Below are 26,648 nucleotides of genomic sequence, written 5' to 3' on the forward strand. Positions count from 1 at the left end.
CTACATTCCGCTGCGGACAGCTACTCGCTTCAGTACCTCGATGGCGTCACCCGCGTCACGGGGCCCGTACGGAAGCTCAAGAATTACCTCGGAAAAGCCAAGCTCTCGGTAGCACGGGAGCGTGTCCCGGTCGATGGCACCCGACCCGGGGTCGGGACCGGGCCCCGGCTTTGCGACCAGTCGCAGTTCGCTGAAGTCGCGCTGCGCGTCATCGCACGCCCTCTTCAGACGTTCCAGGTGATGGGGAAGATTCTCCAGCGGTTGCTTCGCTGGTATCCAGCCATCACAGGCCCGGGCGACCAGTCGCATGGCCGCGGGGCTCACTCCGCCCCATAGGAACTCGATCGGTCCAGCAGCTCGAGGGAGCATCGTAAACTGCTCCTTGCGCACAGTGGTGTCGTGCGAGCGCACTGTAAACTCAGCTCCTCCTCTCGAGACCAATTGTCGGATAGACTCGATCGCCAACCGGGCGGTCGTGGCGCGTCCTTCAAACTTGGCACCAACGGCGTCGTATTCCTCGCGCAGCCAACCTGTACCGACACCGAGGGCGATCCCTCGCTGGCTGAGCCAGGACAGGGAAGACAACTGTTTGGCGAGCAGTACCGGGTTACGCAGAGTGAGGATGAGAACGCTTGTCCCGATGCGCATATTCGGGCCAATCTGCCCGGCCACCCACCCCAGCGCCAGCAGCGGATCGACCCACGGTGTGTCTGCCGAGAAGGGTCGCTGGCCATCGGAAGTGTGCGGGTACGTCGACGCGGTCGCACGAGGGAGCACCACATGATCACCGAACCAAAGCGACGTATAGCCGAGTTCCTCTGCTGCGCGAGCGATGGCGAGCAGTTCGGCCGGAGGTAGCTGGTCAGTGGCGAGCGGAAGCCGGACTCCCACTGCAACGCCTGCCGGTCCTGACACGGAACACTCCTTCGAAGAAACGAATTGCTGATTTGGATGCTGTCCACATCCCGCCGCCGCGCCGTAGGACACGGTCGAACCGTCACTCCGAACCGTGCAGAGGGCCGCGCTTGCGCCATTCGGTCGGTCAGTTGGCCCCTGGAGATGCACTCCCGGATGCTGCCTCTGCCTCGGCCAAAATGTCGTTGACGACGACGATGGCCTGACGAACCCGTAGGAATCCGAGGTACGGGATCAGATGAAGTAGCACTTCTCGAATCTCCTCGGGCTTCAGCAGGCCACAGCGCAGGGATCCTTGAATGTGCGTGGACAGTTCGTCCGTCGCCTCCATCGCCGTCATAGCGCCGATCGTCAACGCACTCCGGATGCGAAGCTCAAGTCCAGGACGCGCCCAGAAAGCGTTCCAGGCATGGAGGCCAGCTAGCCGCGAAAAATGGGCGAGCGCGTCGGTAGAGCCAGAGTTCGAGCTGTCTACCCAACCGTCACCCATTATGTCGCGTCGGAGCTGATCTCCATCAAGATAGCCATTGTCAGTACCAGAAGTCATGCCCGGCTCCAATCATCATCGATAGCGAGAATGCCCAAACTTAAGCGGCCAGTAATTCAGAAACTAGGCGAGTACGTAATGCCGGTCCAACAGCAGATTGGTTGACACTCACAGCCGGACAGCCACCAATAATTTTGGGCAGCAATAACCCAGGTGAGAGCGGTTCCGAACACGTTGGACAAGATCGTTTGGCGGCCTCGTTTTGCGCGAGCACAGCAAGTGCGCCGATCGTCAGGGCCGAGGATCTTGGCGACGAACGGCGACCTCCATAGGCCGGCAACGCGGTCGGTCGCGCCGGCCACTGCGTGCGTGAAAGTCTTCTCCCGCGCAGCCGATGGCGCTCACGCCCACACCTTTGAGTCCCACCGCGCAAATCGACCGATCTTATGTCGTTGCGCTAGGAAGGCACTGCCCGTGGCCATCGCATCGACAACCGACCAGGTCCCCATCCACGACCGCCTGGTCGCCGATCTTGGTTGTGGCCTCGCTTGGATGAATGCCACTTTCGTCGGCGCGCCGACGGCGCACAACGGCTGGGGACGAGATCAGCGTGCTTCCCTCATCCAGCGAGATTTGTCGATCGGGCGCCTGCAGTGTGATAGCAGATTCATTCGCCGCTCCGATCACTGCCGGCAACCCCGCAACGCTATTGAGTCCACAATCCGTCTGCACGTGCGACCTCACCCGCCTCACGCCAGGTGGGGCCTGCATGTCCCCAGTACGTTCCGTGACCCTCAAAGCTGTAGAAGATCAGCGCATTTCAAGTAGAGCCAGCTATCAAGCAGACGAGCGACACAGTAGCCGGTCGATTGATCGGTCAGCCACGGTGCTTCCGCCAGATGCGCAGGATCTCATCGGCGGTGGCGACGTCGTGCCGTGCCCTCTGGATCTTAATGGAGGCGGCGTGTAGCTCAGCGTTCTGCGCAGCGACTCGATCCTCGACAAGCACGTTGTAATAGTCGTGATATGCGGCATCCCGATAGGTGGCTTCCACGCACCCGGGCGTTTGTTCCCCGATGATGACGACAGTTTGGATGCCGTTGGCTCGGAGGATCAGATCCAGGTTCGTCCTTGTGAATGCGCTCGAACGGTGTTTGGTGACCACTGGTTCGCCGGGGAGTGCCTCGCACCCCTCAACGAATTCCGCGCCCCACGTTCCCTCGACCGAACAATCGCTGACGTTCGCGATGTGACGCTTGGAGCGGATCCAGGACGGCGAATCACTCTGACCATCAGGTAGGTCCACCATCCGCACGTGGATAATTTTGACGCCGAGGTCCCGTGTCTGGGAGAGAAAGTCCGCCGAGCCGATACGAAGCGCTTCCATCGCGGAGATGTCAGTACCCGCTTGCGCAACTTTGCCATTCGGATGCATGAAGTCGTTCTGCAGGTCGATCGGGACTACAGCACACCAGTCGGGATTGAGAACTTCCTCCAGCGTTTCACAGACGTCTTTTCCGAGTATTCGCTTCACCGTGTCACCTGTCGCCATTGATGCGGAATCTTCGCATCTACGTGTTGTGTTGTTGTCTAGTCGGTAAGGTTCGCCGAGCCAGGAAGGCTCGACCCGGCCGGTCGGTTATCGAGCCACCATTGGGCGATCTCGTCACGACGGGCGATCCACACCCCTGGTTGCGTCTTTGCGTACTCGATGAATCGATCGATTGCCAAGGACCTCGCAGGCTTTCCGGAGATTCTGTTGTGAAGGCCGACCGACATCATCTTCGGCACGGTCGCCGATTCGGCGAGCAGCACATCAAGGGAGTCCTTGAGGAAGGTGAAATAGTCGTTTGCGTTGACAAATCCAGGAGCTCGCCAGTAGCGGAAGTCGTTTGTGTCCGACGAGTACGGGAGGATCAGGTGGGGCTGACCGTTCACCTCGATGAAGTATGGGACGTCCTCGTTGTATTCATTCGAGTCGTACAGGAACCCTTCCTCGACGAGCAGTTCGCGCGTCTGATCCTTCAGTCCATTCTTCGCGAACCATCCCGTCGGTCTGACTCCCGTCGTGCGTTCGAGGGAGTCAGCCGCCAACCGGATGCGGGCCCGGTCGTCGTCCCGGTTCAGATTGAGATGGTCTTCCCATCGGTAGCCGTGGCTACAAACTTCATGCCCTCTGCTTGCGATGGCTTTCGCAACCGATGGATTCTTCTCCAGCGCCATACCGCAGGCGAAGAACGTCGTTTTGATCTGGTGCTTGTCGAACAAGTCCAGCAACCGCCACACACCGGCCCTGCTGCCGTACTCGGTGAAGGACTCGATTGTGTAGTTGCGCACGCCCGGACCCAGATCGAACTCGCCCCACTCGCAGATGGTCTCATCGACACCATCGCCTTCGCGAACGGTTCGTTCTGACCCCTCCTCGTAGTTGAGCACAATGGACAGCGCGAGCCGGTTGCCGCCCGGCCACTCGAGAATCGGTGGCTTCCCTGCATACCCCACGTAGTCGCGTTGCATTTTCGACTCCTTATTCTAGCGGTCGGGCTGTTCTAGACGATTGTCTGCACAGCGGGCTGTTTCGGGTGGCGATCTCGGAGTTTCAATTCTCTGGTGATTGATCGCTGACCTGGTGCTTGCGAACCCCCTGCTGGACACCGGGATTCTTGCAGCAGCTCGGGTTGTGGTCCGGGCACACGAGGCTCGAACGTACTGAGGTTCTCTCCCGCAACACAGCTCGCCGGCCCTTCAAGAAGCACAGATCCGACAGACCGAGTGCTGCCAGATTTGGAGTGGTCATTTTGGTCCTCTCACTGCGTGAATCCCTGTACCTGAATCGTCTCCCTCGTGAGAATCGGCGAGGGGCGTCGTATCGCTGGACATCTGCCATGGCAACCGAGAGCATCGCGGACCTCTCGATCTACAGTTGACGAGCTGAAATGGGACGCTGCTGGGGCCGCGGCCGCAGGTCCATCTCGCGGCGATACTTCAGGATTCTGCTCTGCATCCCCAGAGCCACGACACCGACGAGTTCATCCCCTGCGTGGTATTCGATCAAGAATGAGTCCGAGGCGAGCGAACCAGCAATCACTCGGTGACTAGATGCCAGTGAGGGAATGCCGACCGACTGCACCCTGATCCCGAACTGGTCTGACCAAAAGTACGGGACGGTCTCGAACGGCTCTGCTGCCGTGCCAGCGGCGTCGGCAAGCAAGGTGAGGACGGCAGCCGAACCTTGCTCGGAGGCGTTGGTCCAATGCTCCAACCGCATCATCGAATGCCCGAAACGTCCATTTGGCCACCTCACGACATCGCCGGCAGCTGCAACGCCCACGGCTCCTGCCACGCGGAGGAACGCATCACAGAGAACCCCGTCGTCGAGGTCGACTCCCGAACCGACCAACCAATCGGTCGATGGCGAAGCACCCAGGCCGAGTACCACCAGATCTGCCGAGAGTACGGACCCGTCGGTCAGGACCACACGCTCGCTTTTCACACCGTGCTCCAGCGCCCGTAGGCCGACCCCCAGTCGAAGTTCGACACCGTTTCTGCGGTGCAGGGACGCGATGGCATCGCCTACCTCCGTGCCAACAGCTCGCTTGAGGAGGTGGGATTGCGCCTCTACGATCGTGACTTCCACACCGAGCTGACGACAAGCGGAGGCAACCTCGCAACCGATAAAGCCACCGCCAACGACAACTACGTGTGCTGCATGATGAAGCTGTGTGGTTAGGGCGGCCGCATCGTCGAGACTGCGCAGCACATGAACTCGTGAGCCGTCCGGCTCCAACCCCGTAATCTTCCTTGCGTGCGTGCCAGTTGCGATAACAAGACCGTCAAAACCTATCGTGCCACCTCCATCAAGGGTGATCTCGCGGCGCGCCATATCGAGTGATCGAGCCGGTTCTCCCAGCATCCACTGCACGTCGAGGTCGTCGATGCGCAGTGCGGCTTGGTCGGCGTCGAGCGTCCGCATCAAGACCTGTTTTGAGAGCGGCGGGCGTTGATACGGAAGGTGCTTCTCATCGCCGACCATCACGAGTGAACCTGCGAAACCTTCTCGTCGGGCGGTCTCAGCAGCGCGCAGTCCAGCCAAGGATGCGCCCACTATAACCAGGCGATCCATCCCTACGGCTCCATTCGAATCGCCTGAGCCGGACACGCCGACGCTGCATCCCGGACCATTTCAGAGTCGCCGCCGGTAGGATCTTCGACATACTCGAGATCACCGGAATCGTTGAGTGCAAACACTTGTGGAGCAATAAACGTACATTCACCGTGGATCTCACAGAGAGATCTGTCCACCGAAATTCGCATTCTGGTCCTTTCAATCAAATCGGCTGGGACGGCGTGCTGGGATTGAACTCCAGGAGCAACTCGTCGAGGCCTCGAGTCCATACGCCACGCTCACGAGGCACGAACCCGTCCTGGTACTTCACGTCGCCCATCGAGTCCAGGAGTAGTCCGACGCCAATCTCCACTTCCGCCTTCGACAGCATGGCGCCGACGCAGAAGTGACGTCCGAGGCCGAATGCTGTGTGGTTTGCGCCAGCGGAATACGCCTTTGTCGTGTCAAGATCGGGCCGAAAGATGTCGAACCTTCCTGGATCGGCATACTTCCTGGGGTCACGGTTCGCGGCACCAATCAGCAAAATGACATCCTTGCCCGCTTCAATCCGCGTGCCGGCGATTTCCACATCCTGTTTCACCCGCCGACCAAACATATGTCCGGGAGGCGAGAATCGAAGCGTCTCGGCAAAGGCCGCCGATATCAACGACCGGTCCCGCTTCACGGACTCGAGTTGCTCGGGGTTGTCCAAAAGGTTGCGAAAGATACTGCCAATTGAGCTGTCGGTTGTTTCACCCGCGGAGACGAACAGCACGCTGCAGAAGGAGTTGATCTCATCGTCAGTGAACCGGGTGCCGTCGATCTCCGCGGTACAGAGCGTGCTGAGCAGATCGACACCCGGGTTCTGCCGGCGCTGCGAAATCAAAGGCAACATGTACTCGCGGAATTCGACTTTGGTCTGCATCGCCACTGCGGTGATTGCGGGATCCCCTGCGACGTTCTTGATGAACGCGAACATCGTCTTGTACCAGGCCCTGAACTCGTCGCGATGGTCGCTGGGCAGGGCCAACATGTCCATGATCACGTTCACCGGATACAGGCGGGTGAATTGCGAGACCAGATCGACGCTGCCGTCGCGCCTGAACGCGTCGATCAGCTTCTTGGCGCCCGCATCAATAATGGGAATGTACTTCTCACTCAGCTCATGTCCGCGAAACGCGGGCGTCACCACGCTCCGATGCACTGTGTGCTCTCGCCCATCCATCTGCAGCATTGTTCGCCCGTGCAGCGGTTCGATCTGGTCCGCATAGTGTTCGGAGGAGAAGACGGTGGCGTCCTTGAACGCCCGCGACACATCGTCGTAGCGACTGATGATGTAACGCCCTAATCCATCGTGCCAGAGGACGGGATAGTCCTCTCGCAGAACCTCGTATGCGCCATACGGATCGGCCTCGAATTCGGGCGAGAGGATGTCCGGTGCGCCCGCGCTGATCGTCATGCTGTGCTCCTACGTCAAAGAATTCGGTTTTCATATGCGAGGCGGGTGTGACCCGTGGTACGAACCGCTAGATAGGGTTCAACGCGCGGATTGACCACCATCGACGAAGACGACTTGTCCGGTGATCTGATCTGCGTTGTCGCTGGCCAGAAACAACACAGTGTCGCGGATATGATCGGCCTCGACCCTCCACTTTGCTCCCGGGAAGTTGCCGTTCTCGGAGAACTGCTCGAACGCGGCCTCAGCGGTGATTCCGATCTGTTGAGCAATGCCGCTGACCATGGCCGAGCCATGGTCGGGTCCGGGCCGAAGGCTGGCGGGCGCGACTGCGTTCACATTGATCCCGAACTCCGCAAGCTCGTATGCCCATGCGGAGGTCAGGCCGTTGACAGCATGCTTGGCTGCGACATAGTGCGACACCATCGCCATCCCAGTGCGGGTGGTCGCCGATGAGATGTTGATGATCTTGCCGCTCCGTCGACCGATCATGTTGGGGACTGCGTACTTGGCGACGTAGATCGGCCCCTTCACCATCGTGTCGATAAGGGCGCTCATCACGTCACTGCGCATCTCGTGTATCGCATCGAGCGCTACCAGACCTGCGTTGTTCACGATCACATCAATACGCCCATCGAACGCGTCAAGTGCATGACCGACCGCGCGCTTAACCTGCTCTTCGTCCCTCAGGTCACAACTCAGTGCTACACCCTGGCGACCGACGGCGACGATCGAGTCGACGGTCTCCGTAAGCATCGCCGAAGTCGATAGTGGGTACAGCCCCTCCATCGGCGCAGGCACATCGAGAGCCGCGACGTTTGCACCCGCTTGCGCGAAGGCGATCGCACAGGAGTGACCCACACCCCTTGCGGCACCGGTAATCAGGACGTTCTTTCCGTCCACTCCCCGTATCGCTGCCGTCATGTAATCTTCCTTGCTCTGAGTTGATGGTTTCGTCCGACCGGCCGGTGGCTGCACACGCGCGATACCATTGGCTGGCCGGCCTGGCTACACCTCACCGTGCGCGACCAGATACATCTCGAACTCCGCAAATACCTTGTTCCGCAGGGGAACAATGCCGAGGTACTCGCCTTCGAGGAACAGATGCTCCACCACGGATCGGTCTGGAAAGTCGATCACCATAAAGAGATCGGGCCTTGCTCTTCCATAGATGGTCCTCTCGACGAGCTGCCTCCGGACCACTGTGGCTCCATGCCGAGCCAGAAACTCCCTCATAATCGACGAATAGTCGTCGAAGTATTGTTCGTGCCCCGGGGCGAATGTTCCTTGGATCGCGACGGTCGCCCGTACAGTTCCCACGTTCGCGCGAGTGCTCATCAGAGGTTGAGAATGCGAACTGCGTTGTCACCGAGAAGCTTGGCTTCGATATCCGGGGCGAAGCCGTGATCACGCACTTGCTGGAGTGTCGGACGAAAGGCCTGAACCGGATGATCGGTGCCCCACATGACTTTGTCCGACCCGTCGACGTTGTTCCATTCCTTCTGATTGATGTAGTCGAGAAGGTCCCGTTCCCAGTCGACCGGTGGATAAGCGTCCGCGATGATGAATACGTTCTCGTAATTCCTTGCGAGCATGCACATCTCGTTCGCGAAGGGTGTGCCGACGTGCAGCCCGACAAGCTTGAGCTCAGGGAAGTCGTAAGCGATGTCGTCCAGCAGCGTCGGCCGCGCCACCATCTTGGCGTGAGCTCGAACCGACGGACTGCCGACCTGCATCGCGAACGGCACACCAAGCTCAGCGCACTTGGCGTAGATCGGGTAGTAGCGCCGGTCGTTCACCGGCAGCCCGAACCAGTGGGGATAACAGTGAACTCCCTTGAACCCGAGGTCACGGACTGCGTACTCGATGTAACGAAGGGTCTCCATCCCTTGTAGCGGGTTGATCCCGACCCAGCCGAAAACCCGATCCGGAAACTTGTCGATGAAGACCTTGACCTCGTCTGCGTGCACGAAGAGTTCCTGCCCGCCGACGTTCCAGACGTTCGAGATGAGACCAATCATGTCGATGCCCGCATCGTCCAAATGCTGGATGAGCGCGTCCGGATCCCAGCCCCTCTCTGGATCCCAACCTTCGCCCAGCCGCTGTTTGATGAAGATTCCCCCGAATGCAGAGTCATCCCATCCTCCCCCGATTCGGAAGTTCACCGCTACGTCGACAACCTTGGACACTTTCACTCCTTTCCCGGGGCCGCTGGGTCGATCGGCTAGTGCGATCGTCTCCAGTCAGCCTGTGGTGGATCTCACGTATGAGAGTCCCCCCGCAGCCATACCGCGTCAAACAATGGTTGGACACCATTTCACAGCGCCGACAAGTGAATAGGCAGACATTCGCCAACGGATTTTGGTTTGGGCGTCAGGTGCGCTGATGACGCTTCGCCACCTCGGCAGCGATCTCGAGAAAGCTATGCACCGACGGGGAACGACCTTCTCTACTAAATACCAAGTCTGTCCCGACCCACGGAGGAGGAGAGACCGGGCGCCACACGAACCCCTCGAACATTCGCGGGTAGTGGCGTTCAAACGTCACGAAAAATGCGTTCCCCGCGAGGATTTCGGCGTTGGCGAAGGTGTCGCCGAAGAAGGTGTCGTGCCCCAGTTGTTGGAGTTCGTGGACGCGCCCTTCGGCTGCGTGCATGGGGAACGAAGCAATCACCCGATCGTAGAAGCCGGGCGACAGATCTCTGGGGAGGGTGATGAGCAAGTAGCCCAACAGCTCCTCGACTGGGATCACGTCCAGATCGGCCAGTGGACTGCCAACTCCCACCACAGCGCCGAGCGGCTCGTGCATCAGCGTAATGCCTTCCAGCGCCGGGGTTAGCACCGCGCACCTGGCCACACCAACGTCTAGCCGCCCTTCCGCGACGCCGCTGGTTACATCTCGCGTCCAACCCTCGACTGTGACGACCTGCAGGTCAGGGAGCCGCCGGTGAACTTCAACCATTATCTCCGGAAGGACGCCCTTCCCCACCGTGGGGGTATAACCGATCCTCAGTCGACCGCGTTCGCCTGAAGCGATGCGGCGCGTATCCTCTACCGCGGCGTCGAGCCGAGCAAATATGTCGCGCACGTACTCGTAGAACTTTGCGCCTGCTGCGGTCAGTTCCACCTTGCGAGTGGTACGGATGAACAGCGCGACGCCCAACTCGTTCTCTAACTGCCTGATTTGGGTGCTCAGCGATTGCTGGGTCATATGCAGGGTGTTCGCGGCGCGCGTGAAGTGGAGCTGCTCGGCGGTCACAGCGAAGGCCCGAAGATGCCGCATATCAAACCGTACGGTCACGCTTACTCCTTCCAACCTACGGTGGCCACCCGCAAGGGTCCGAAGTTGGCACTATGGCGAGCATAGGCCTGTCTTTCGACGATTTGCGTGACGATTTGGCTGGTTGGTGCAAATGTCCTTCGCGTTCCGACGACGACGGGGGCCGCCATCGTCGGAACCCGCCGGCAGGTGGCCGGCCCTACGCTCAGGGGTTCGCCTAACGCGACCGCGGTACGACAGTGGCACCACCCTTCGCTAGGCGCCGAGGCATCACTCGGTCACGATCACCGCACCCGTCGGACAATTCCTCACAACTTGCGTCAAGGCAGCAAGCTTGTGGGTAGGAACTGAGTCCGACAGTACTTTCGTTGGCCCTCCGTCTTGTACCTCAAAGACCTCGGGCAGCTCGGCTTCACAGACCCCCGCGGCGCAGCAGAGGATCTCGTCAACGCTGATTCTCATCGCTCACCTCACCGGCCTATGGGGGGTGAGGCGGAGCGGCAGCCGGCTCGGCGTGTGGATGACGTAGCTGGGCTCATAGACGACTTCCGATCCCTCGTCCGCGATTCGCAGGTCATCGAAACGCTCGAGCAGCGTCTGGAATGCGACTCGCGCTTCCAGCTTTGCAAGGTTCGAGCCGATGCAGAAATGTTGGCCGTCCCCAAAGCTGAGGTGGTCGCGGACGTTCTCTCGGTCCAGGTCGAACGATCCCGGAGCTTCGAAGATCTGATCATCACGGTTGGCTGACCCGTACATCAGCCACAGGCTCGCCCCGGCCGGCACGCTCACACCACCGACTTCGGTGTCTTCCACAGCTACCCGGAAGAGACCTTGTACCGGGGATTCGGCCCTGAGCACTTCCTCCACAAAAAGTGGGATGTCCGCGGGCTTCTCCCGAAGGCGATCTGCAATAGCCGGATGCTGGCAGAGCAGCATCGTGCCCGACGTGATCAGGCTGCGGGTCGTGTCCGCTCCTGCGGCGACAAGCTGTGCCACCAGGCCCAGCATCTCGTCAAGCGTCAGCTCGGTTTCCCCGTCAACCCTTGCGTGGGCGATGGCGCTCAGGAGATCGGTCTCGGTGCCCGTCGGCGGTGTGGTGCGGCGCTCTTTGAGTTCGTTCTCGAAGTACTCCCAGAATTCCAGTTGTCGTCGCACGATGTCGCGTAGCTCCTCGACCGATGAGTTTCGGCCGACAGCTTGGTGATGCGGGTTCAGGGCATCGGCCCAGCTCTTGAAGTTGCCCGCGCTATCTCGCGAGACTCCCAGAAGCGTGGCGAGCGTCCTGACCGGGATGTGGGAGGAGTACTCGCGCACAATATCCACGGGTTCGTCTACGTCGAACGCTTCGACCAACGAATTACAGATGGACACGATCTCGGGTTCCATGCGCGCGACGATGCGCGGCGAGAACGCTTTTCCCATCAAACGTCGGTGGCGTGTGTGCAGCGGCGCGTCCGCGCTGAAGAGCACGTTGCCCCTGCGGAGTACTGTGCTCGAACGTGCTGCGAGTTCCGGGTTGTCGACCAACGCTTCGGCGATCGCGGCTTCGGTCTCTCGAATGCTGGGGCCCATGGGGCTCCGGCTCGAGAACAACGCCGGGTTCTGCAGAACGTGTTTGATGTCGTCGTATCGACTCACCAGGTAGAAGCCACCGGCATCGCTGAACGTAACTTTTGGTCCGTCACGCAACTCCGTGTACGCCGGGTAGGGACACCGGACAGCGCCCTGTTCTCTCCCAATTAGCGCATCGATGAGCATCGTACTTCCTCTCTCTCGGGAGCAACTATCCGTGCACGTGTTCGATGACGCCACGCACGACTCGTCCGTCGACCACATCTCGATAGGCGAGCCCGACTTGGTCGACGCTGTAGCGCTTGGTGATCAGCTCGTCCAATTTCAGAAGGCCCTCGTCGTACAGTCGGGCGAGCCGAGGTACGTCGTACTGGCTGTTACACCCGCCCAGTAGGGCACCTCTGACGCTGATGTTGTAGAACGTGACTCGATTGCCCGGGACCTGGACATTGATGTCCGCGGAGTCATCCGCGGTAGCGGTGAGAACAAGCCGGCCGCCCTTGCCGACCATTTCAAGTGCCGACGACGTAATCTCCGAGGTCAACACACCCACCGTCACGATGACTACGTCAGCACCGGTTCCGCGCGACAGGCGCCGAGCGAGCTCCGCGCCTTCTTCCGCGGTCGCTGCTACGTGCGTAGCACCGAGTTCCATCGCGAAGTCCCGTTTCATTACGACCGGGTCCACCGCAATGATGTGGCTGGCACCGGCCGAACGTGCACCCTGGACTGCGTTGATACCGACGCCTCCCACACCGACCACGACCACGGTCTCGCCGGGTTGGACCTCACCGACGTAGACGGCTGACCCCCACCCCGTGGGTACCCCACAGCTCAGGAGTGCCGCGACGTCCAGCGGGAACCACGGTTCGATCTTGACGCAGGACGCCTGCGTGACCACCACATGGTCCGCGAAGGTCCCCAGCATGCAGAAGCCGCCGAGATACTCGCCGTCCAGGCGAGCTCTGAACGTGCCGTCAGGCATTGCGCCCGTCGGAACATGTGCCGCCAGGTCGCACATACGGGACCGTCCCGTTGTACAGAACTGGCACATTCCGCACTGCGGCAGCACCGAGAGAATGACATGATCTCCCGGCTGGAGTCGCGTTACTCCATCTCCGACCGCTTCAACGATGCCGGATCCCTCGTGACCACCCACCAGCGGATACCGGCCTTCCGGGTTGCCATGGCGCCGGTGTTCGTCGGAGCGGCAGAGGCCCGCGTATTCGACTCTGACTAGAACTTCGCCGGCCTTGGGTGGATCAAGTTCGAGCGTCGCTGTCTGCCAGTCTTCGCCAGCGCCAGTGAGGATTGCGGCCTTAACCTTCACGTCAGAACCTCCAGGGTCTGGATACGTAGTAGTGAACTGAGCACGCCGCTGGCCTATCCTGCGTAGGGCAGCGATCGATTTGTGGTGAGGTCCCACACGACGGACTTCGGACGCAGGAATGCGTCTACTCCGGCGAATCTGTTTTCGCGGCCGAACCCGCTGTCTTTGACACCGCCGATTGAGATCGTGGGGTGAAGCGAGCGATAGGAGTTGACCCAGACTGTTCCGGCTTCGAGCCGACGAACGAGGAACTGGATTGCGCCGGCATCGTTTCCCCACACCTGGGCGGCAAGTCCCATTCCCGTGTTGTTCGATCGATACAGGACCTCATCGATGTCGCGGAAACTGAGCACGCTCGCGACTGGCGCAAAGAACTCCTCCCGCGCGGCGATATTGTCATCCGTCACGTCCGCGAGAACGGTCGGAGCGAAGTAGTTCCCCGATCCGAGGTCGGCTTTCTCCGATGCCTGGCCTCCAGAAATGATCGTCGCGCCTTGGTCGACTGCGTCGGCGACCAAGGATGCCACGCGGTCCCGCTGTGTCCGCGTGATAAGCGGACCCATATGCGTACGAGGATCCCGTGGATCCCCCATCACCACGGTTTCGGCCAGTCGCTTGGCCATCTCGCAAAACCGTTCATGAAGTGACTCGTGTACGAAGACCCGAGATCCCGCGACGCAGCTCTGGCCACTCTTAACGAAGTTCGAGTGCAGAATCGATGGGACCGCGATATCCAAGTCTGCGTCCTTCAACACGATTACCGCGTTCTTGCCACCGAGTTCCATCGTCACTGGTTTGATTGCGCCACCGGCCTGTGCGGCAACTGCCCGACCCCCGGCGGTGCTCCCAGTGAATGACACCATTCCGATTCCGACGTGCTCGCTCAGGAGCTTGCCAGTGGACGCCCCCCGGCCGCTCACGACGTTCATCACTCCTGCGGGCAATCCGGCTTCGCGAGCCAGCTCAGCGAAGCGGTATGAGGAGAACGGGCTTACCTCCGGGGCTTTCAGGACGAAACAGTTTCCCGCTGCGAGAGAGGCGCTGGCCTTGATGCTGGCGAGGACGAGATTTGCGTTGAAGGGGATGATCCCGGCGACGACACCGTATGGCTCTCGCACTTCGTAAGCCAGGCGGTCTGGATAGTTTGCGTATACGTGACTTTCAAGCTTGTCAGCCATGCCGCCGTAGTAGGTCAGCCATTGCGCCGCCCGCTGCGCGTCAGCCGTTGCATCTCTTGTCGGGTGCCCGACGTCCGCGGTCTCGAGTTCAACGAGCTCCTGCGCGTGCGCCGACACTCGGTCGGCCCATGCGCGTAAAAGCGCTCCGCGCTGCTCTGGCGGCATATCCCGCCAGACGCAGGAATAGGCCGTTTGCGCACCATCGACGACATCGTCGAGCTGGGACGCGTCGGCCTCGAGCACTTCGCCGAGAATTCTGCCGTCGCTCGGGTTGTGGACCGGCAGATAGTGCCCGAGCGGGACCTCGGCACCACGTGGCCCGACCAATCCGGATCGCAATCGTTCCGCCATCGCACTATCTCCCAATCACGTATGTTCGGCATCGGCCGAACGGTGGATTTCTCAGTTGAACACCTGCCGTCCCCGTGCGGACTACTCGCGCACCGTTTCATGCGCTGCAGACAGGCGGAATTGGACTTTCTTGAATTTAGAGTCCCTATGACAAGCGTTCTTTCGCACTGTCTTTCCAATACGTTTCGAACTCTCGTAAATTTCGTTCTCTATTAGACCTACGGGCCGTAACACTACCGCTGAATTTACAGGTGTTCTAACAACAAATCGATGCGCTTTGACAGTCTGACTAGCTAGATCAGCGATGTGAACCTCACGAGGCCGCTCTTCGCAACGTCGTCGTCGGACCGTCGCATTGTGCTCGCTAGGCGGTCCGAGGCGGCTGGGGCCTCCCCCTGGGCGCGGGCTACACGGCATCGTTGCGGCGTTTGGAGTGAGGAAGAGCGCACCGGACCGCCAGCCGGCCGCCGGATCGCCTCGACGTCCTAGCATCATCCCTCATCTGCACGGGCGACAGCACCGTGAGTGCCCGCTCTCGGACGGATCACTTTGGCACGAAGAATGACGGGATACCCATATGCATAGCGCTTTTGACGGTGATCGACAAGGAGTATTTCGGATCACCGCGCCCGTTCTTGCGCTACCAACGCGCCGCCGCTAGCGCACCAGCACTGTCGGGTGAACAGCGCGATATGCGTTGACTAAACCAGTACCGAACTTGAGATACCCGTGCCGCGCCCGATCGCACCCATGCGTGACCATTCGAAGCAACCTCACCTATCCATCGTCGATTCCGCTTCCTCAGCGTCGCGACTTGTACTCGCGCAGTACGCCCCGACTGATGATGGTTTTCTGAATCTCGCTCGTGCCTTCACCGATCAGAAGGAACGGCGCCTCCCGCATTAGCCGCTCTATCTCGTACTCCTTGGAGTACCCATATCCGCCATGGATCCGGAACGCGTCTTGCGTGATTTTGGCGCATTGCTCGCTCGCAAAGAGCTTCGCCATGCCAGCCTCTACGTCGTTCCGCTGACCCGAATCCTTCAGCCGTGCAGCGTTGACCATGATCAAATGCGAGGCCTCCACCTTGGTAGCCATCTCGGCTAGTTTGAATGCAATGGCCTGGTGCTCGGCGATCGGCTTCCCGAAAGTCTTACGTTGTTGTGCATACTCGATCGCGAGTTCGAATGCACGAATTGAGATGCCGCACGCGCGGGCTGCAACATTGACACGGCCGACCTCGACGCCGTCCATCATGTGCGAAAAGCCATGTCCAGGAGCCATACCGAGCACCTTGTCGGCTCCGATCCGGAAGCCGTCGAAGACGGCTTCGGTCGTATCGACGCCCTTATAGCCCATCTTTTCGATCTTTCCTGGGATGGCCAGACCGGGCGCAACCTCTCCGAACCCTTCAGGTTTTTCGATCAGGAACGTGGTGAGGTTCTTGTACGACTTGTCGGCACCTTCGTCCGTCTTTGCCAGCAGAGCAATAAGGTTCGAGCTGCCTCCGTTGGTGATCCACATTTTGGAACCATCGATCACATACTCGTCGCCGTCGCGCCTGGCCCGAGTCTTGATGGCTGCGACATCCGACCCGAGGTCAGGCTCGGACATTGAGAACGCCCCGCGAACTTCGCCGACGGCCATTCGCGGCAGATACAGCTGCTTCTGCGCCTCTGTGCCGTGCCGCGCGATCATGTGTGCCACGATGAAATGAGTATTGATCACGCCTGAGACGCTCATCCAGCCGCGCGCTATCTGTTCGACGACGAGCGCGTAGGTGAGCAGGGACTCCCCCAGTCCGCCGTATGCGACTGGAATGGTCAAGCCGAACAGGCCCATCTCTTTCATCCCGTCCACGATGTCCGTGGGGTATGAGTCGGCGTGCTCGAGAGCGTTTGCATACGGGAGAATCTCCTTGTCGACAAACGCCCGCACGGTGGACAAGATCTCTTGTTGGATATCGGTCAGTCCTGCGGTCTGCGCAAGCTGGGCCATGTTTACTCCTTTGTGCCGGATCGACAATCAACTCTGCTACCCGACTGTCGGTCGAAAGTGGACTTCCATCTGTTCATTAGTTCGGGGACTACCGTCGCCGGATCCAGCAGTGTCTGGCCCGCGATTGATCGCGTCCGGGATGCCAAGAGCACGACCTGCGTATCTATCGCCGCTTTGCTCACGTCTGCTCGGCGGGAGATTCGACGTATGACATGAACTTGCTTGCGAACCAGGACCGTTTGTCTTGGGCAGCGCGGCTGCGGTCCGTTCGGTTTGTAGATCCCGGCTTCGGCATCGCCGGTTCAATGCGCGCATCGTGATCCGGGGAATCCTTCACTATTGACGGCAGTCCGACCATCGCGATGCCGACTTCGCCGGGGGCGACCGCTGCCGCTAACGGTGCGACTGATGCTGCCTAGGAAGTTAGGTGAACCGATTCGGCGGTGTCAGCGCAGGATAGTGCCCGAGCGAAACCTCGGCGCCGCGTGGCCCGACCAATCCGGATCGCAAACGTTCCGCCATCGCACTATCTCCCAATCACGTATGTTCGGCATCGGTTAAACGGTGGATCTCTCAGTTGCGTACTTGTCGGCCTGGGCGGACTACTCGGGCCGTTTGTACGCGGCAGACAGGCAGAATTGGACTTTCTTCTATTAAGAGTGCCTACGAAAGGCATTTGTTCGTACTGTCGTTTCAATACGTGCCGATCGCTCGGCCACCTCGGTCGCTATTAGACCTACGAGTCGTAACACTACCGCTGAATTTAGAGGTGTTCTAACAAAAAATCGATGCGCTTTGACAGTCTGACGAGCTGGATCAGCGATGTGAAACGGTTCGTGAGGCCGCTCTGCGCAACGTGGGTGGCGGGGCCGTCGCGGGTGCTCGTTGGGTGATTCGGGGTGGGTAGGGCCTCCCACAGCTTGTGGCTCTGCCGGCCAGGACCGCTTCCTGTCTGCAACCGACTTTCACATATGCGCGAGACCCCAGAAACACCAAGCGCAGCCCCGCAGAACGAGACCACGAAGCCGGTAAGGGGCGGCCCTATAGGCTTCGTGCCCGCTAACCTGCACCGTCTGAGCGCGCACGCGAGTTGGCCGATCCCTGCTCACCCAGTCGCGCCGGAGATCGACTTTGATAACACGTTAGCGGGTCTCGCCCGCGAGAGCTAACGATCTCCTCCTGGCGATGTCTCAGCGATACGAAGGAAGCCTCACTAGGCCCAAGGTGATCTGGAGGATATCCTGGAAGGGCTGGAGTTCTGACGTGATGGCGTGGGTGGATGGCCGCTATGGGTGACACTGATCGGGATTGAGGCCATCGATGGCCGATTTCGAGCCCCTTCCGACCCAACGTGAACAGATCACTGGGGTCATAGCCAGTGCGGACATAGCAGATCTTGAGGCAGCAGGCTTCGAAGATCCCGTGGAGATCGGACACGGCGGTTTTGGGATGGTGTACCGGTGCCGACAGCCATTGCTCGATCGCACTGTCGCAATCAAGGTACTCACCGCGGAGCTCGATCCGGAGAACATGGATAGATTCCTGCGCGAGCAGCAGGCGATGGGCCGATTGTCTGGCCATCCGCACATTGCGAACGTCTTGCAGGTCGGTGCCACGGGAAATGGTCGGCCATACATCGTGATGCAGTACCACCGGCACGGTTCGTTGGAGTCACGGATACGCCGGGACGGCCCACTTGGATTGGCCGGGGCTTTATCCGTCGGAGTCAAACTAGCCGGAGCGCTCGAGACCGCGCACAGCGCGGGCATTCTGCACCGGGATGTCAAGCCAGCGAATGTGCTACTCACCGATTACGGCGAGCCGCAGCTGACAGACTTCGGGATCGCCAGGATCGCGGGGGCGTTCGTAACCACGACCGGAACGATCGCTGGCTCGCCGGCGTTCACGGCTCCGGAGGTGCTGAAGGGCCAGGCCCCATCTCGCTTATCGGATGTTTACAGTTTGGGGGCAACCTTGTTTTGCGCGATCACGGGTCATGCTGCCTTCGAGCGCCGCAGCGGCGAGAAGGTCGTCGCGCAGTTTCTGCGCATTACCAGTGAACCGGTGCCCGACTTGCGCCAGCAAGGCGTTGCGGCGGAGGTGGCGGCAGCAATCGAGCACGCGATGGCAGATCAGCCCGAAGAACGACCAGCCACAGCCGCCGAGTTCGGCGAGGAGCTCCGGCATGCGCAACGCAACACGGGTATGCATGTCGACGCTATGGCACTACGCGGTGACAAGCTGAGCATGGAGCATCGAGACGACCAGGATTCCCTAAGTGGGGTCCCACGGCGCAGAGAGGCTGCGCCCGACAATCCCGCGCCCTTGAAGACAGGCGCCCGGAATCCTTCAATTGAGACACTCCCACCCGAAAGCGATGCCATCCACCGCGGGGAGGGACGTCTGCCCTTGAATCTGACCAGCTTCGTCGGCCGCCGACACGAGACTACGGAGGCGAGGGGGCTCTTGTCTGCCTCGCGCCTGGTGACATTGACCGGAATCGGTGGCGTCGGAAAGAGCCGGCTCGCTCTCCGAATTGCCGAAGATTCACGGCGGGTATTCCACGACGGCGCGTGGCTGGTCGAGCTGGGTGAGCTGAAGGAGGCTGACTTACTTGTGGAGACCGTGTCCGTGGCTCTTGGGCTGCGCGACCGCTCTGCCAGGCCACCATTTGTGGTGCTGGCAGAGCAACTCGCTGACAAACAGTTGCTGTTGATACTGGACAACTGCGAGCATCTGGTGGATGCGGTCGCACCTTTCGCCGAGGCGCTCCTCCGGACCTGCTCCAGTTTGCGGATCCTGGCGACGAGCCGTGAGTCTCTGGGGGTCCGCGGGGAGATCACGATGCGCGTGCCACCACTGGCGGTACCGGATCGAGACCTGCCGGCATCGCTAAGCGAGACTTCCCGGTATGACGCCATTACGCTCTTTGCGCAACGCGCTGCCTCGGTCGTGCCAGGGTTCACACTTACGGAGGAAAACCGGGTCTCCGTGGCCCGTATCTGTCAAAGACTGGAGGGTCTGCCACTGCCGATCGAGTTGGCTGCGGCGCGGTTGAGGGCTCTATCGGCCGACCAGATTCTTCAGCGGCTCAGCGACCGGTTCCGACTGCTCACCGGCGGCAACCGTGACGCCCCAACCCGCCAGCAGACGCTGAGATTGTGCATCGACTGGAGTCATGACCTGTGTTCGGTCGCGGAGCAGCAGTTGTGGGCTCGGCTAGCGGTGTTCGCCAGCACTTTTGATCTAGATGCGGTGGAGGGCATCTGCACGGGTGAGGTGGTGAAGGACGACGTGCTCGACTTGATCGCCTCGCTTATTGACAAGTCGATCCTGATCCGGGAAGAAGCGGAATCGGCGGTGCGGTTCCGACTGTTGAATACTCTCCGAGACTACGGCCGAGAGAAGCTTCAAGAGTCGGGTGAGTACGCGTCGTTCCGGCGGCGGCATCGGGACTGGTATGGAGAGTTAGCATTCCGGGCGAAGGCCGATTGGGTCGGGTCCGAGCAACTGGTGTGGCTAGCCCGCCTGGACAGTGAGCAGCCGAATCTGCGCGATGCGATGGAGTTCTGCATCACCGAGCCGGGCGAGGCACAGACAGGGATTAAGATCGCGAACGCGGCGTATACGCTCTGGCGCTCTCGTGGTTTGTTTAGCGAGGGGAGGCATTGGTTCAATCGCGTATTGTCCTGTCAGGGCGCGCAGTTGACGGCCGGGCGAGTCGAGGCGTTGTGCTCGGACAGCATGCTGGCCGGATTGCAAAGTGATCTCTCGGCGAGTACAGCCTTGATGGAGGAAGCACGCACTGCGGCAGAAGAACTCGGTGACACCGTGACGAGTGCACTGGTCACATGTGCGGAGGGATATCTAGACGTCTTTCGTGGCGATCTCCCACGTGCCGTGCCCCGCTTCAAGGAGGCGATTGAAGTGTTCCGCGAGAATGCCGTTCCCGCTCTCAACGAGACTGTAGCCTTGGCCGGGCTCGCTTATGCAGTCGGGCAGCTCGGAGACACGACCCAAGCGCTCGCCACCTACCGGGAGATGACCGCGCTCACAGACCCCCAGGGTGAAGCGTTCTGGAAGGCTGAGTCGCTAGTAGGCCTAAGCCTGGCGATGTGGCAACAGGGCGACAGCCAGCGGGCGACCAATCTAGCGGAGGACGCATTCCGGGCGGCCCTCACTGTGAAGGACCTTTTCAGCTGCGCGTGGTGCCTAGAGGTGCTGGCATGGATTGCCGCCGACAAGAACCGCACCCAGCGCGCCGCTCAGCTTCTCGGTGCCGCGGACACCCTGTTTTGCGCCACAGGCAGTGCCACAGCTGCGTTTCCCAGTTTGCCCATCCACCACGATGAGTGCCAGCGGCGAGTTCGCAGTTCCCTCGGCGAGCGAGCGTCTGACGCCGCCCTGCAGCGCGGCCGGGAGTTGAGTCTCGAGGAGGCCGCCGCTCTCGCTCTCGACGAGAAACAGCAGGCATCAGCACCATCGGTTCCCAAGGCGGCAAGCAGGATCCTAACTCCACGTGAGCAGCAGATCGCTGAGCTCGTTGCTCAAGGACTCACCAATAAGGCGATCGCAGACAAGTTGGTAATCTCTCAACGCACCGCAGCAGGGCACGTCGAGCACGTACTCACCAAGCTTGGGTTCGCCTCACGCACCCAGATCGCGGCCTGGGTTGTGCAAGGGCAGCAAGGACCAACGGCCTCGCATCCGGATTCGACCTGATCGAGAATCAACTCGACGATGCAACTGCGTCCGCCGGGAACCGCAGGGGTCGGCGGGGCCTGATCCGACCACATCTGGCCCCAAGGCTGATGGCGACAGAGGCGCTGGAGATTGTCGTCGCCCCTCAACGCCGCCCGAGGCGTTCAGGGCTGACATGCTCATGCGGGCATTTGGTGTCGTAGCACGGCTGGACGCAGCGGGTGCGTATTGAGAAAGTACGGGAAACGGCAGGGTGCACCAGTAGCGACTCTCCTTCCCAGAGAAGCGCAAAGTCGAGAATGCTGTTGTCGTGATGGCTGTTCCACACTTCCCTGCCGAAGTTCGCTTCTCTAACTTCTTTCGCAAGTTCTTGGGACCTGTCGGACCGTCAGCCGCCGGATCCGCGGTGGTGCGGGTATGCGCGCTCTAAACTACGTATCTCGTCTTGGACACAGTTCGATTCAGGGACGACCTGCCACAATCGCTCGATGAACCGGCGCGTTGTCATTCCGAAGTGCACAAGAATTTCCTCCTCGGTAGCGCCCCCGAATGGTGCCCACATGCTGGCGAACTGGATGAGGCGCTCGGCCTCGGTGTCAGGATGGTTGCGTTTGCGGTTGGCTTCGATCCAAGCGGCGCGACGCCTCTGGCGCCATTGGCGATACTCACGAGGGTTCACGGGAATTCACACATCTGATCGGGACTTCGGAAGCCTTGGAAGTTTGGGGAGACCTCACCGCAGCGAGGGAAATACGGGGAGTGCCAGTCGCTCTCGCCCTGACCATCAAATTAGAATGAGCATTGGCGTACGTCGAACTCGTTGGTCTAAGCTAAGGCAAGCTGCCGGTGCTCCGCACTGCGTCGCTATCGGTGTGGTGTGGGATGGCGCCGCAGCCCCACAAGACTTCACGCACGAGCCCCCGGCAGGCATGCTACCGGCGGCCAGCCCGACCGTCACCGACAATCTTATTCTGAGGGAGTGAGGACCAGCACGAGACGGAGAGCGCGCCACGTGTAGCACCTTCAGTGAAAGATCAGGTCGCGCTCTTAAAGCATTCATGCACGATGTCCTGCTTCTGCACAGGCCCTTGCAATTCGGCGACGATGGCTCCGTTCCGAAGTACCAGCACGCGGTCGCAAATCGCGGCGAGTTGGTCGTAATCAGAACTCGCGCAGATCACCGACATGCCGTTGTCGGTTGCCTCGCGGACGAATTCGAAGATCTGCTCGCGTGATCCGATGTCGACGCCCTGAGTCGGTTCGTGCAGCAACAATACCTTGGGACTCGCGGCCAACCACTTCGCCAACACCACCTTCTGCTGGTTTCCGCCCGACAGTGTCCACAACTCTTGCCGAGCGTCGCGGGGCCGGACATCGAAGTCGTGCATGAAGGTCTGTGCCTGGCCCAGCATTCGCCGCCGGCGGAGCACACCTCCCCGCCTGAAGCGATCGAGAAGTTGGAGCGTTACGTTGTCCGAGATCGGGAGGTTCGGCACACTCGCGTCCCCGAGTCGATCCGCTGGGACAAGTGCGAGTCCTGCACTGATGGCACCTCGCGGCGTTATCCTGGCCAGGTCGTGCCGAGCCCCATCGATCGTCATCGTGCCCCGAGCGTCTGGACGAGAACCGAAGAGCAGATAGGGCAGTTCCTCGAACCCAGAACCGACCAGACCGGTAATGCCCACCGTCTCCCCAGCGCCTACTTGCAGGTCGAACCCCCGAACCCGGGAACCGCTCACGTCCCGCAACCTGAGCTTGACCGGGCCGCCACAGCCGCGACCTGTCTTCGGGCCACCGACCTTCAACTCGCGACCGAGGATAAGGTCGACAACCTCGCGCGGGCTCGTGTCGGCAGTGACAACTGTCCCCACGTTGGCTCCGTCTCGCAGCACGGTCACCCGGTCCGTGACCTCGCGCACCTCGTCCAGGTCATGCGAGACGAACAAGACGCTCGCGCCGCGAGCAACGATCTCACGCACCAGGCGGAAGACCTTTTCGACGCCTTCGCGAGGCAGGAAGACCGTCGGCTCATCGAGCACCAGAAGCCCGCGGTGGCCTGTGCCGCTGCGTTGCAGGGACCGGTTCAGCGCGTCGACCGCTCGTACGATCGCGAGCAGAGCACGCTCGACATGATCGATGTCGGCGACCTTTGCCGATGGGTCCAACGTGAGGCCGTAGTCGGCGAAGAGCTTGATCGCGCGGCGGCGTTCATTGCGCCACGACACATGCCAGCGACTCATCTCCGATGCAAGGTCACTGAGCCGCAGATTTTCCGTCACAGAAAGCGAAGGAACCAAACCCAGGTCTTGGTGGACGAACTCGATGCCGAGCGCGTGCGCCCCGCCGATGCGCATCGGAAGATCGATTTGACGCCCATCCACGAGGAGGCTGCCCGAGTCGGGTGCGTGAAATCCCGCCAGTACCTTGATCAGTGTCGACTTACCGGACCCGTTCTCACCCAACACGCCATGCACTTCGCCGGCGGCGATCCGGAGCGAGACACCCTTCAGTGCCTTTGCGCCACCGAAGCTCTTGACTATGTCGCGTAGTTCGAGGGCCGGAGCAGAAGCTGCTTTGCGGCGCTTATTGCGGACAGTGACATCCGATGGGCTCGTCATCCGACGCCCCAGGCTGCCTTGCGCCCGCGAACGACTTGCGAGATCGCTACTGCGAGCACCAACGCGCCTCCATAGAACAGATTCTGCACAAAACTGTCCGAACCGAGCATCTGCAGGCCGGTGATTCCCGTGATGAGAAAGTAGACGGCGATCAGTGTGCCCACAGGATTGAATCTGCCAGGCATGATCGTCGTCGCGCCCAGGAAGGCTGCTGCGAACGCGGGCAGTAGAAGCTGGGTGCCAGATGAGGGGTCCGCCGAGCCGGAGATTCCGGTGTAGAGGATTCCGGCGACGGCACTGAGCAGGCCCGCCCATACGAAGGAGCCAATTCGCGATTGCGTCACATTGATTCCGGACAACTTCGCGACGCTGCGACTGCGCCCTACGATCAAGAGCCTGCGTCCGACTGGTGTGAACTCGAAGACGTATAGCATCACTGCGCCGAGCAGCAACGCATAATAGAAGCCCATTGGTACACCGAACAGTTGCTTCACGATCACCCAGTCGACCAGGCCGGGCGCGACTCCACTGATCGTGTTCGAGTCACTCATCCATAACACCACTCCCCCGATGAACGTTCCGGTACCCAGCGTGACGATGATGGACTCGATCCGGAAGAAGGTGACGATCGCGCCGTTGATGAAGCCCACAGTCGCACCTGCGAGGAGAGCGAGCAACATCGAGGGGACGATGGGCCACCCATGTTCAACATTGAGTAACGCGGTGATCATCGCCGACAGCGTCAGCGTGAATGCCACCGAGAGGTCGTAGTCGCCGGCCGTCATGGGAATGATGAGTGCCAGCGCAAGTACCGCCAGCACGGCCTGCGAGCCGAAGACCGTCCCGAAGTTGTCGGCCGTCGGGAAGGTATCAGGCTTGAGGACGCTGAAGACAGCGATCAATACGGCCCACGCTCCGACCAAGGCGAATCGTTCGACGAACCCTCGGGTTCTATCTATTGGCCGGCTCGCCGTACTCGCGGCGGTCTCAGCGTCGCTGATTTGGTTAACCGAATTCTCGGATGGCCGAACGGAAACAGGAGTTTGCTGATCTTTCATTTTCTACTTCCCTGACCAAAGGCTCGTAAAGCCATCTATGTACGAATTGCCGTAGCCTTTTTCAATCGTGGGCGGTGTTCCGGCCTCACTGACGTTCTCGCGGGTGAAAACCCTCAATGGAATACTTTGCTTTTCCAGCGTCGGGACGCCTGCCATCGACCGCATGATCTGGTCCATCACCGCCCAGCCAGTCCATTCCAGACCCTGTCCGACATCCATTCGGATGATGTCCTCGTCCTGCATCATCTTCAGCACGAAAGGCTGGCCGTTCTCAGTCGCAACATGAACCTTTCCGACACGGTTAGCAGATTTAATGGCCGGAACGACCCACTGGGTCATTCCATCGTAGATAGGAATCACATAGTTGATCGAAGGGTCCTTGACCAGTTCCGACTGGACCGCGGATTGGATCCGGGTCGCCCACTGAGTCGCTGGCACGTCCACGATTGTAAGTTTGCAACTGTCTCCGCACCGCGCCTTGAATTCGTCTTCGAGCGCATCGGCCATCGGCTGTGAGCTCGGTTGATCACTACTCACCACAGCGACGACGTTGGCCTTACCTGAGGTGTCATGTATGGTCCAGTCCGCCATGAGTCGGGCAACAGTCTCCCATTCAAATGGAATCACCACGGGGACTGTCGAAGGAATGAGCGACATCTGGGTGGGGCCGAACTCCATGCTGCTGGATACCGAAATTCCCGCGTCCTGCGCTGCGTGCAGTTGCGGACCGAGCACACGCGGGTCGATGGTGCTCAGGTTGATTGCGTCGACCTTCTTGCTGATCGCCTGGTTGATCCCCGCGACGAAATCCGCCTGCGAGCCTTGACTCTGGAAGAAGGTGTAGTCGATGCCGTATTTTTTCGCCACCGACTCCATCGCATTGTTCAACGTCTGGTTGTAGCTGACGCCACTGGAGAACGGGATGTTCATCAGGGACTTGCCCGCGACTCTGCTCGCATCGAACGTGGGCCCCAGCGCCTCGAACTGAGGGACGCTGGTGTAACTGTCTAACTGCTGCTTCACATAGGCGAGGTCAGCGCTGGTCGATGCGTCGGCCGAGCCTCCGGTAGAACGCGCATCGCTCGCGCCGGAACATGCCGTGAGACCGGCCATTGCGGTCGCCCCGAGCAATGCGCCCGCAATTCGCATTCGTGCGCGGGCTCGGGTGTGGGGGCGCGGGCCCCGGAATACCTTCAGAATGGACATCATCATCTCCTTGTCGGCTATCCGACACTCCGATGGCGGCTGTTTCGTCAAAGCTCTGTGACAACGCCAATAGGCAAAAGGCATCTTCGTGGAGCTGTGAGCCATGACACTATGCGTTGAAAACTCCAGCACCAACATCGATTTGACCGAGATTCACCACTGCCGCCGGTTAATACTCACGAGAGCTTCGATGACTCAAGACACCTCGCTACCGAGGCCTGGTTGGCCATCTCGTGCATATTCGATGTCATCTCAGTTCGCGGCGACGGCTCGCGATCTACCCGCCGGGACGACTGCTTCTAGGAGGCCGCTGAACATGGGCGGTTTCGGGGCTGGCCGCTGTACGGGCTGAGGCGGAAAAGGTGGCGGGCGGCGGCGCGGGATGTCGGATTGG

General features: G+C 60.4%; 21 protein-coding genes. 1 reads left to right on the plus strand and 20 read right to left on the minus strand.

All coding sequences use genetic code 11. From position 1 onward, the window contains the following. The 16 genes from ACFWAY_RS40000 to ACFWAY_RS40075 form a co-directional block, all read right to left on the minus strand. On the minus strand, window positions 1–915 hold the full coding sequence (locus ACFWAY_RS40000) for an LLM class flavin-dependent oxidoreductase (protein ID WP_378514459.1): 915 nt from the start codon (window positions 913–915) through the stop codon (window positions 1–3). Window positions 916–1,042: 127 nt separating this feature from the next. Then, window positions 1,043–1,462 (minus strand): carboxymuconolactone decarboxylase family protein, encoded by a 420-nt coding sequence (locus tag ACFWAY_RS40005; RefSeq protein ID WP_378514460.1) that lies wholly within the window; start codon window positions 1,460–1,462, stop codon window positions 1,043–1,045. 817 nt (window positions 1,463–2,279) lie between these two features. After that, window positions 2,280–2,936 (minus strand): cysteine hydrolase family protein, encoded by a 657-nt coding sequence (locus tag ACFWAY_RS40010; protein WP_378514461.1) that lies wholly within the window; start codon window positions 2,934–2,936, stop codon window positions 2,280–2,282. A 56-nt stretch (window positions 2,937–2,992) separates the two neighbouring features. Further along, the gene (locus ACFWAY_RS40015) at window positions 2,993–3,919 is read right to left on the minus strand and encodes a polysaccharide deacetylase family protein (protein ID WP_378514462.1); all 927 of its coding nucleotides are present in this window, start codon (window positions 3,917–3,919) and stop codon (window positions 2,993–2,995) included. Between the two features lie 400 nt (window positions 3,920–4,319). After that, window positions 4,320–5,525 (minus strand): NAD(P)/FAD-dependent oxidoreductase, encoded by a 1,206-nt coding sequence (locus ACFWAY_RS40020; RefSeq protein WP_378514463.1) that lies wholly within the window; start codon window positions 5,523–5,525, stop codon window positions 4,320–4,322. 2 nt (window positions 5,526–5,527) lie between these two features. After that, complete coding sequence (locus ACFWAY_RS40025) at window positions 5,528–5,797, minus strand: ferredoxin (RefSeq protein WP_378514464.1); 270 nt, start codon at window positions 5,795–5,797, stop codon at window positions 5,528–5,530. Next, window positions 5,731–6,966 (minus strand): cytochrome P450, encoded by a 1,236-nt coding sequence (locus tag ACFWAY_RS40030; RefSeq protein WP_378514465.1) that lies wholly within the window; start codon window positions 6,964–6,966, stop codon window positions 5,731–5,733. Before ACFWAY_RS40030 ends, ACFWAY_RS40025 begins: the two co-directional genes overlap by 67 nt. Window positions 6,967–7,044: 78 nt before the next feature. Next, window positions 7,045–7,887: an SDR family NAD(P)-dependent oxidoreductase gene (locus ACFWAY_RS40035; RefSeq protein ID WP_378514466.1), complete on the minus strand. Its 843-nt coding sequence runs from the start codon at window positions 7,885–7,887 to the stop codon at window positions 7,045–7,047. 84 nt (window positions 7,888–7,971) lie between these two features. Beyond that, on the minus strand, window positions 7,972–8,301 hold the full coding sequence (locus ACFWAY_RS40040; RefSeq protein WP_378514467.1) for a DUF1330 domain-containing protein: 330 nt from the start codon (window positions 8,299–8,301) through the stop codon (window positions 7,972–7,974). Beyond that, on the minus strand, window positions 8,301–9,152 hold the full coding sequence (locus tag ACFWAY_RS40045; protein ID WP_378514468.1) for an amidohydrolase family protein: 852 nt from the start codon (window positions 9,150–9,152) through the stop codon (window positions 8,301–8,303). The genes ACFWAY_RS40040 and ACFWAY_RS40045 overlap by 1 nt, the downstream gene beginning before the upstream one ends. A gap of 184 nt (window positions 9,153–9,336) precedes the next feature. Next, entirely contained in the window at window positions 9,337–10,263 is a 927-nt protein-coding gene (locus tag ACFWAY_RS40050) for a LysR substrate-binding domain-containing protein (RefSeq protein ID WP_378514469.1), read from the minus strand. A gap of 249 nt (window positions 10,264–10,512) precedes the next feature. Next, complete coding sequence (locus ACFWAY_RS40055) at window positions 10,513–10,704, minus strand: ferredoxin (RefSeq protein WP_378514470.1); 192 nt, start codon at window positions 10,702–10,704, stop codon at window positions 10,513–10,515. A 3-nt stretch (window positions 10,705–10,707) separates the two neighbouring features. After that, window positions 10,708–12,000, minus strand: coding sequence for a cytochrome P450 (locus tag ACFWAY_RS40060; RefSeq protein ID WP_378514471.1), 1,293 nt, complete (start codon window positions 11,998–12,000; stop codon window positions 10,708–10,710). A 25-nt stretch (window positions 12,001–12,025) separates the two neighbouring features. After that, a complete protein-coding gene (locus ACFWAY_RS40065; RefSeq protein ID WP_378514472.1) occupies window positions 12,026–13,240 on the minus strand; it encodes an NDMA-dependent alcohol dehydrogenase in 1,215 nt (404 codons plus the stop codon). Continuing rightward, a complete protein-coding gene (locus ACFWAY_RS40070) occupies window positions 13,198–14,673 on the minus strand; it encodes an aldehyde dehydrogenase family protein (RefSeq protein WP_378514473.1) in 1,476 nt (491 codons plus the stop codon). Before ACFWAY_RS40070 ends, ACFWAY_RS40065 begins: the two co-directional genes overlap by 43 nt. Before the next feature lie 801 nt (window positions 14,674–15,474). Further along, window positions 15,475–16,671, minus strand: coding sequence for an acyl-CoA dehydrogenase family protein (locus ACFWAY_RS40075; protein ID WP_378514474.1), 1,197 nt, complete (start codon window positions 16,669–16,671; stop codon window positions 15,475–15,477). A gap of 1,320 nt (window positions 16,672–17,991) precedes the next feature. Between ACFWAY_RS40075 and ACFWAY_RS40080 the strand changes: the two genes are divergently transcribed. Then, window positions 17,992–21,393 (plus strand): protein kinase, encoded by a 3,402-nt coding sequence (locus ACFWAY_RS40080; protein ID WP_378514475.1) that lies wholly within the window; start codon window positions 17,992–17,994, stop codon window positions 21,391–21,393. Window positions 21,394–21,760: 367 nt separating this feature from the next. On the opposite strand, the gene ACFWAY_RS40085 is transcribed toward ACFWAY_RS40080, so the two are convergent. The 4 genes from ACFWAY_RS40085 to ACFWAY_RS40100 form a co-directional block, all read right to left on the minus strand. Beyond that, window positions 21,761–22,051: a hypothetical protein gene (locus ACFWAY_RS40085; RefSeq protein ID WP_378514476.1), complete on the minus strand. Its 291-nt coding sequence runs from the start codon at window positions 22,049–22,051 to the stop codon at window positions 21,761–21,763. A gap of 355 nt (window positions 22,052–22,406) precedes the next feature. Continuing rightward, entirely contained in the window at window positions 22,407–23,990 is a 1,584-nt protein-coding gene (locus ACFWAY_RS40090) for a sugar ABC transporter ATP-binding protein (protein WP_378514477.1), read from the minus strand. Further along, entirely contained in the window at window positions 23,987–25,048 is a 1,062-nt protein-coding gene (locus ACFWAY_RS40095; protein WP_378514478.1) for an ABC transporter permease, read from the minus strand. Before ACFWAY_RS40095 ends, ACFWAY_RS40090 begins: the two co-directional genes overlap by 4 nt. A 3-nt stretch (window positions 25,049–25,051) precedes the next feature. Next, the gene (locus tag ACFWAY_RS40100) at window positions 25,052–26,254 is read right to left on the minus strand and encodes a sugar ABC transporter substrate-binding protein (RefSeq protein ID WP_378514479.1); all 1,203 of its coding nucleotides are present in this window, start codon (window positions 26,252–26,254) and stop codon (window positions 25,052–25,054) included. Window positions 26,255–26,648: the final 394 nt, after the last annotated feature.

It is taken from the genome of Rhodococcus sp. NPDC059968, assembly GCF_042738615.1.
Taxonomy (GTDB): domain Bacteria; phylum Actinomycetota; class Actinomycetes; order Mycobacteriales; family Mycobacteriaceae; genus Rhodococcus_F.

Bases quoted from the DNA above. Each gene is read 5' to 3' on its own strand.
- ACFWAY_RS40005 (WP_378514460.1), bottom strand. From the start codon at position 1,462: ATGACTTCTGGTACTGACAATGGCTATCTTGATGGAGATCAGCTCCGA.
- ACFWAY_RS40015 (WP_378514462.1), bottom strand. From the start codon at position 3,919: ATGCAACGCGACTACGTGGGGTATGCAGGGAAGCCACCGATTCTCGAG.
- ACFWAY_RS40020 (WP_378514463.1), bottom strand. From the start codon at position 5,525: ATGGATCGCCTGGTTATAGTGGGCGCATCCTTGGCTGGACTGCGCGCT.
- ACFWAY_RS40025 (WP_378514464.1), bottom strand. From the start codon at position 5,797: ATGGACTCGAGGCCTCGACGAGTTGCTCCTGGAGTTCAATCCCAGCAC.
- ACFWAY_RS40030 (WP_378514465.1), bottom strand. From the start codon at position 6,966: ATGACGATCAGCGCGGGCGCACCGGACATCCTCTCGCCCGAATTCGAG.
- ACFWAY_RS40035 (WP_378514466.1), bottom strand. From the start codon at position 7,887: ATGACGGCAGCGATACGGGGAGTGGACGGAAAGAACGTCCTGATTACC.
- ACFWAY_RS40040 (WP_378514467.1), bottom strand. From the start codon at position 8,301: ATGAGCACTCGCGCGAACGTGGGAACTGTACGGGCGACCGTCGCGATC.
- ACFWAY_RS40055 (WP_378514470.1), bottom strand. From the start codon at position 10,704: ATGAGAATCAGCGTTGACGAGATCCTCTGCTGCGCCGCGGGGGTCTGT.
- ACFWAY_RS40060 (WP_378514471.1), bottom strand. From the start codon at position 12,000: ATGCTCATCGATGCGCTAATTGGGAGAGAACAGGGCGCTGTCCGGTGT.
- ACFWAY_RS40070 (WP_378514473.1), bottom strand. From the start codon at position 14,673: ATGGCGGAACGATTGCGATCCGGATTGGTCGGGCCACGTGGTGCCGAG.
- ACFWAY_RS40075 (WP_378514474.1), bottom strand. From the start codon at position 16,671: ATGGCCCAGCTTGCGCAGACCGCAGGACTGACCGATATCCAACAAGAG.
- ACFWAY_RS40080 (WP_378514475.1), top strand. From the start codon at position 17,992: ATGGCCGATTTCGAGCCCCTTCCGACCCAACGTGAACAGATCACTGGG.
- ACFWAY_RS40090 (WP_378514477.1), bottom strand. From the start codon at position 23,990: ATGACGAGCCCATCGGATGTCACTGTCCGCAATAAGCGCCGCAAAGCA.
- ACFWAY_RS40095 (WP_378514478.1), bottom strand. From the start codon at position 25,048: ATGAAAGATCAGCAAACTCCTGTTTCCGTTCGGCCATCCGAGAATTCG.
- ACFWAY_RS40100 (WP_378514479.1), bottom strand. From the start codon at position 26,254: ATGTCCATTCTGAAGGTATTCCGGGGCCCGCGCCCCCACACCCGAGCC.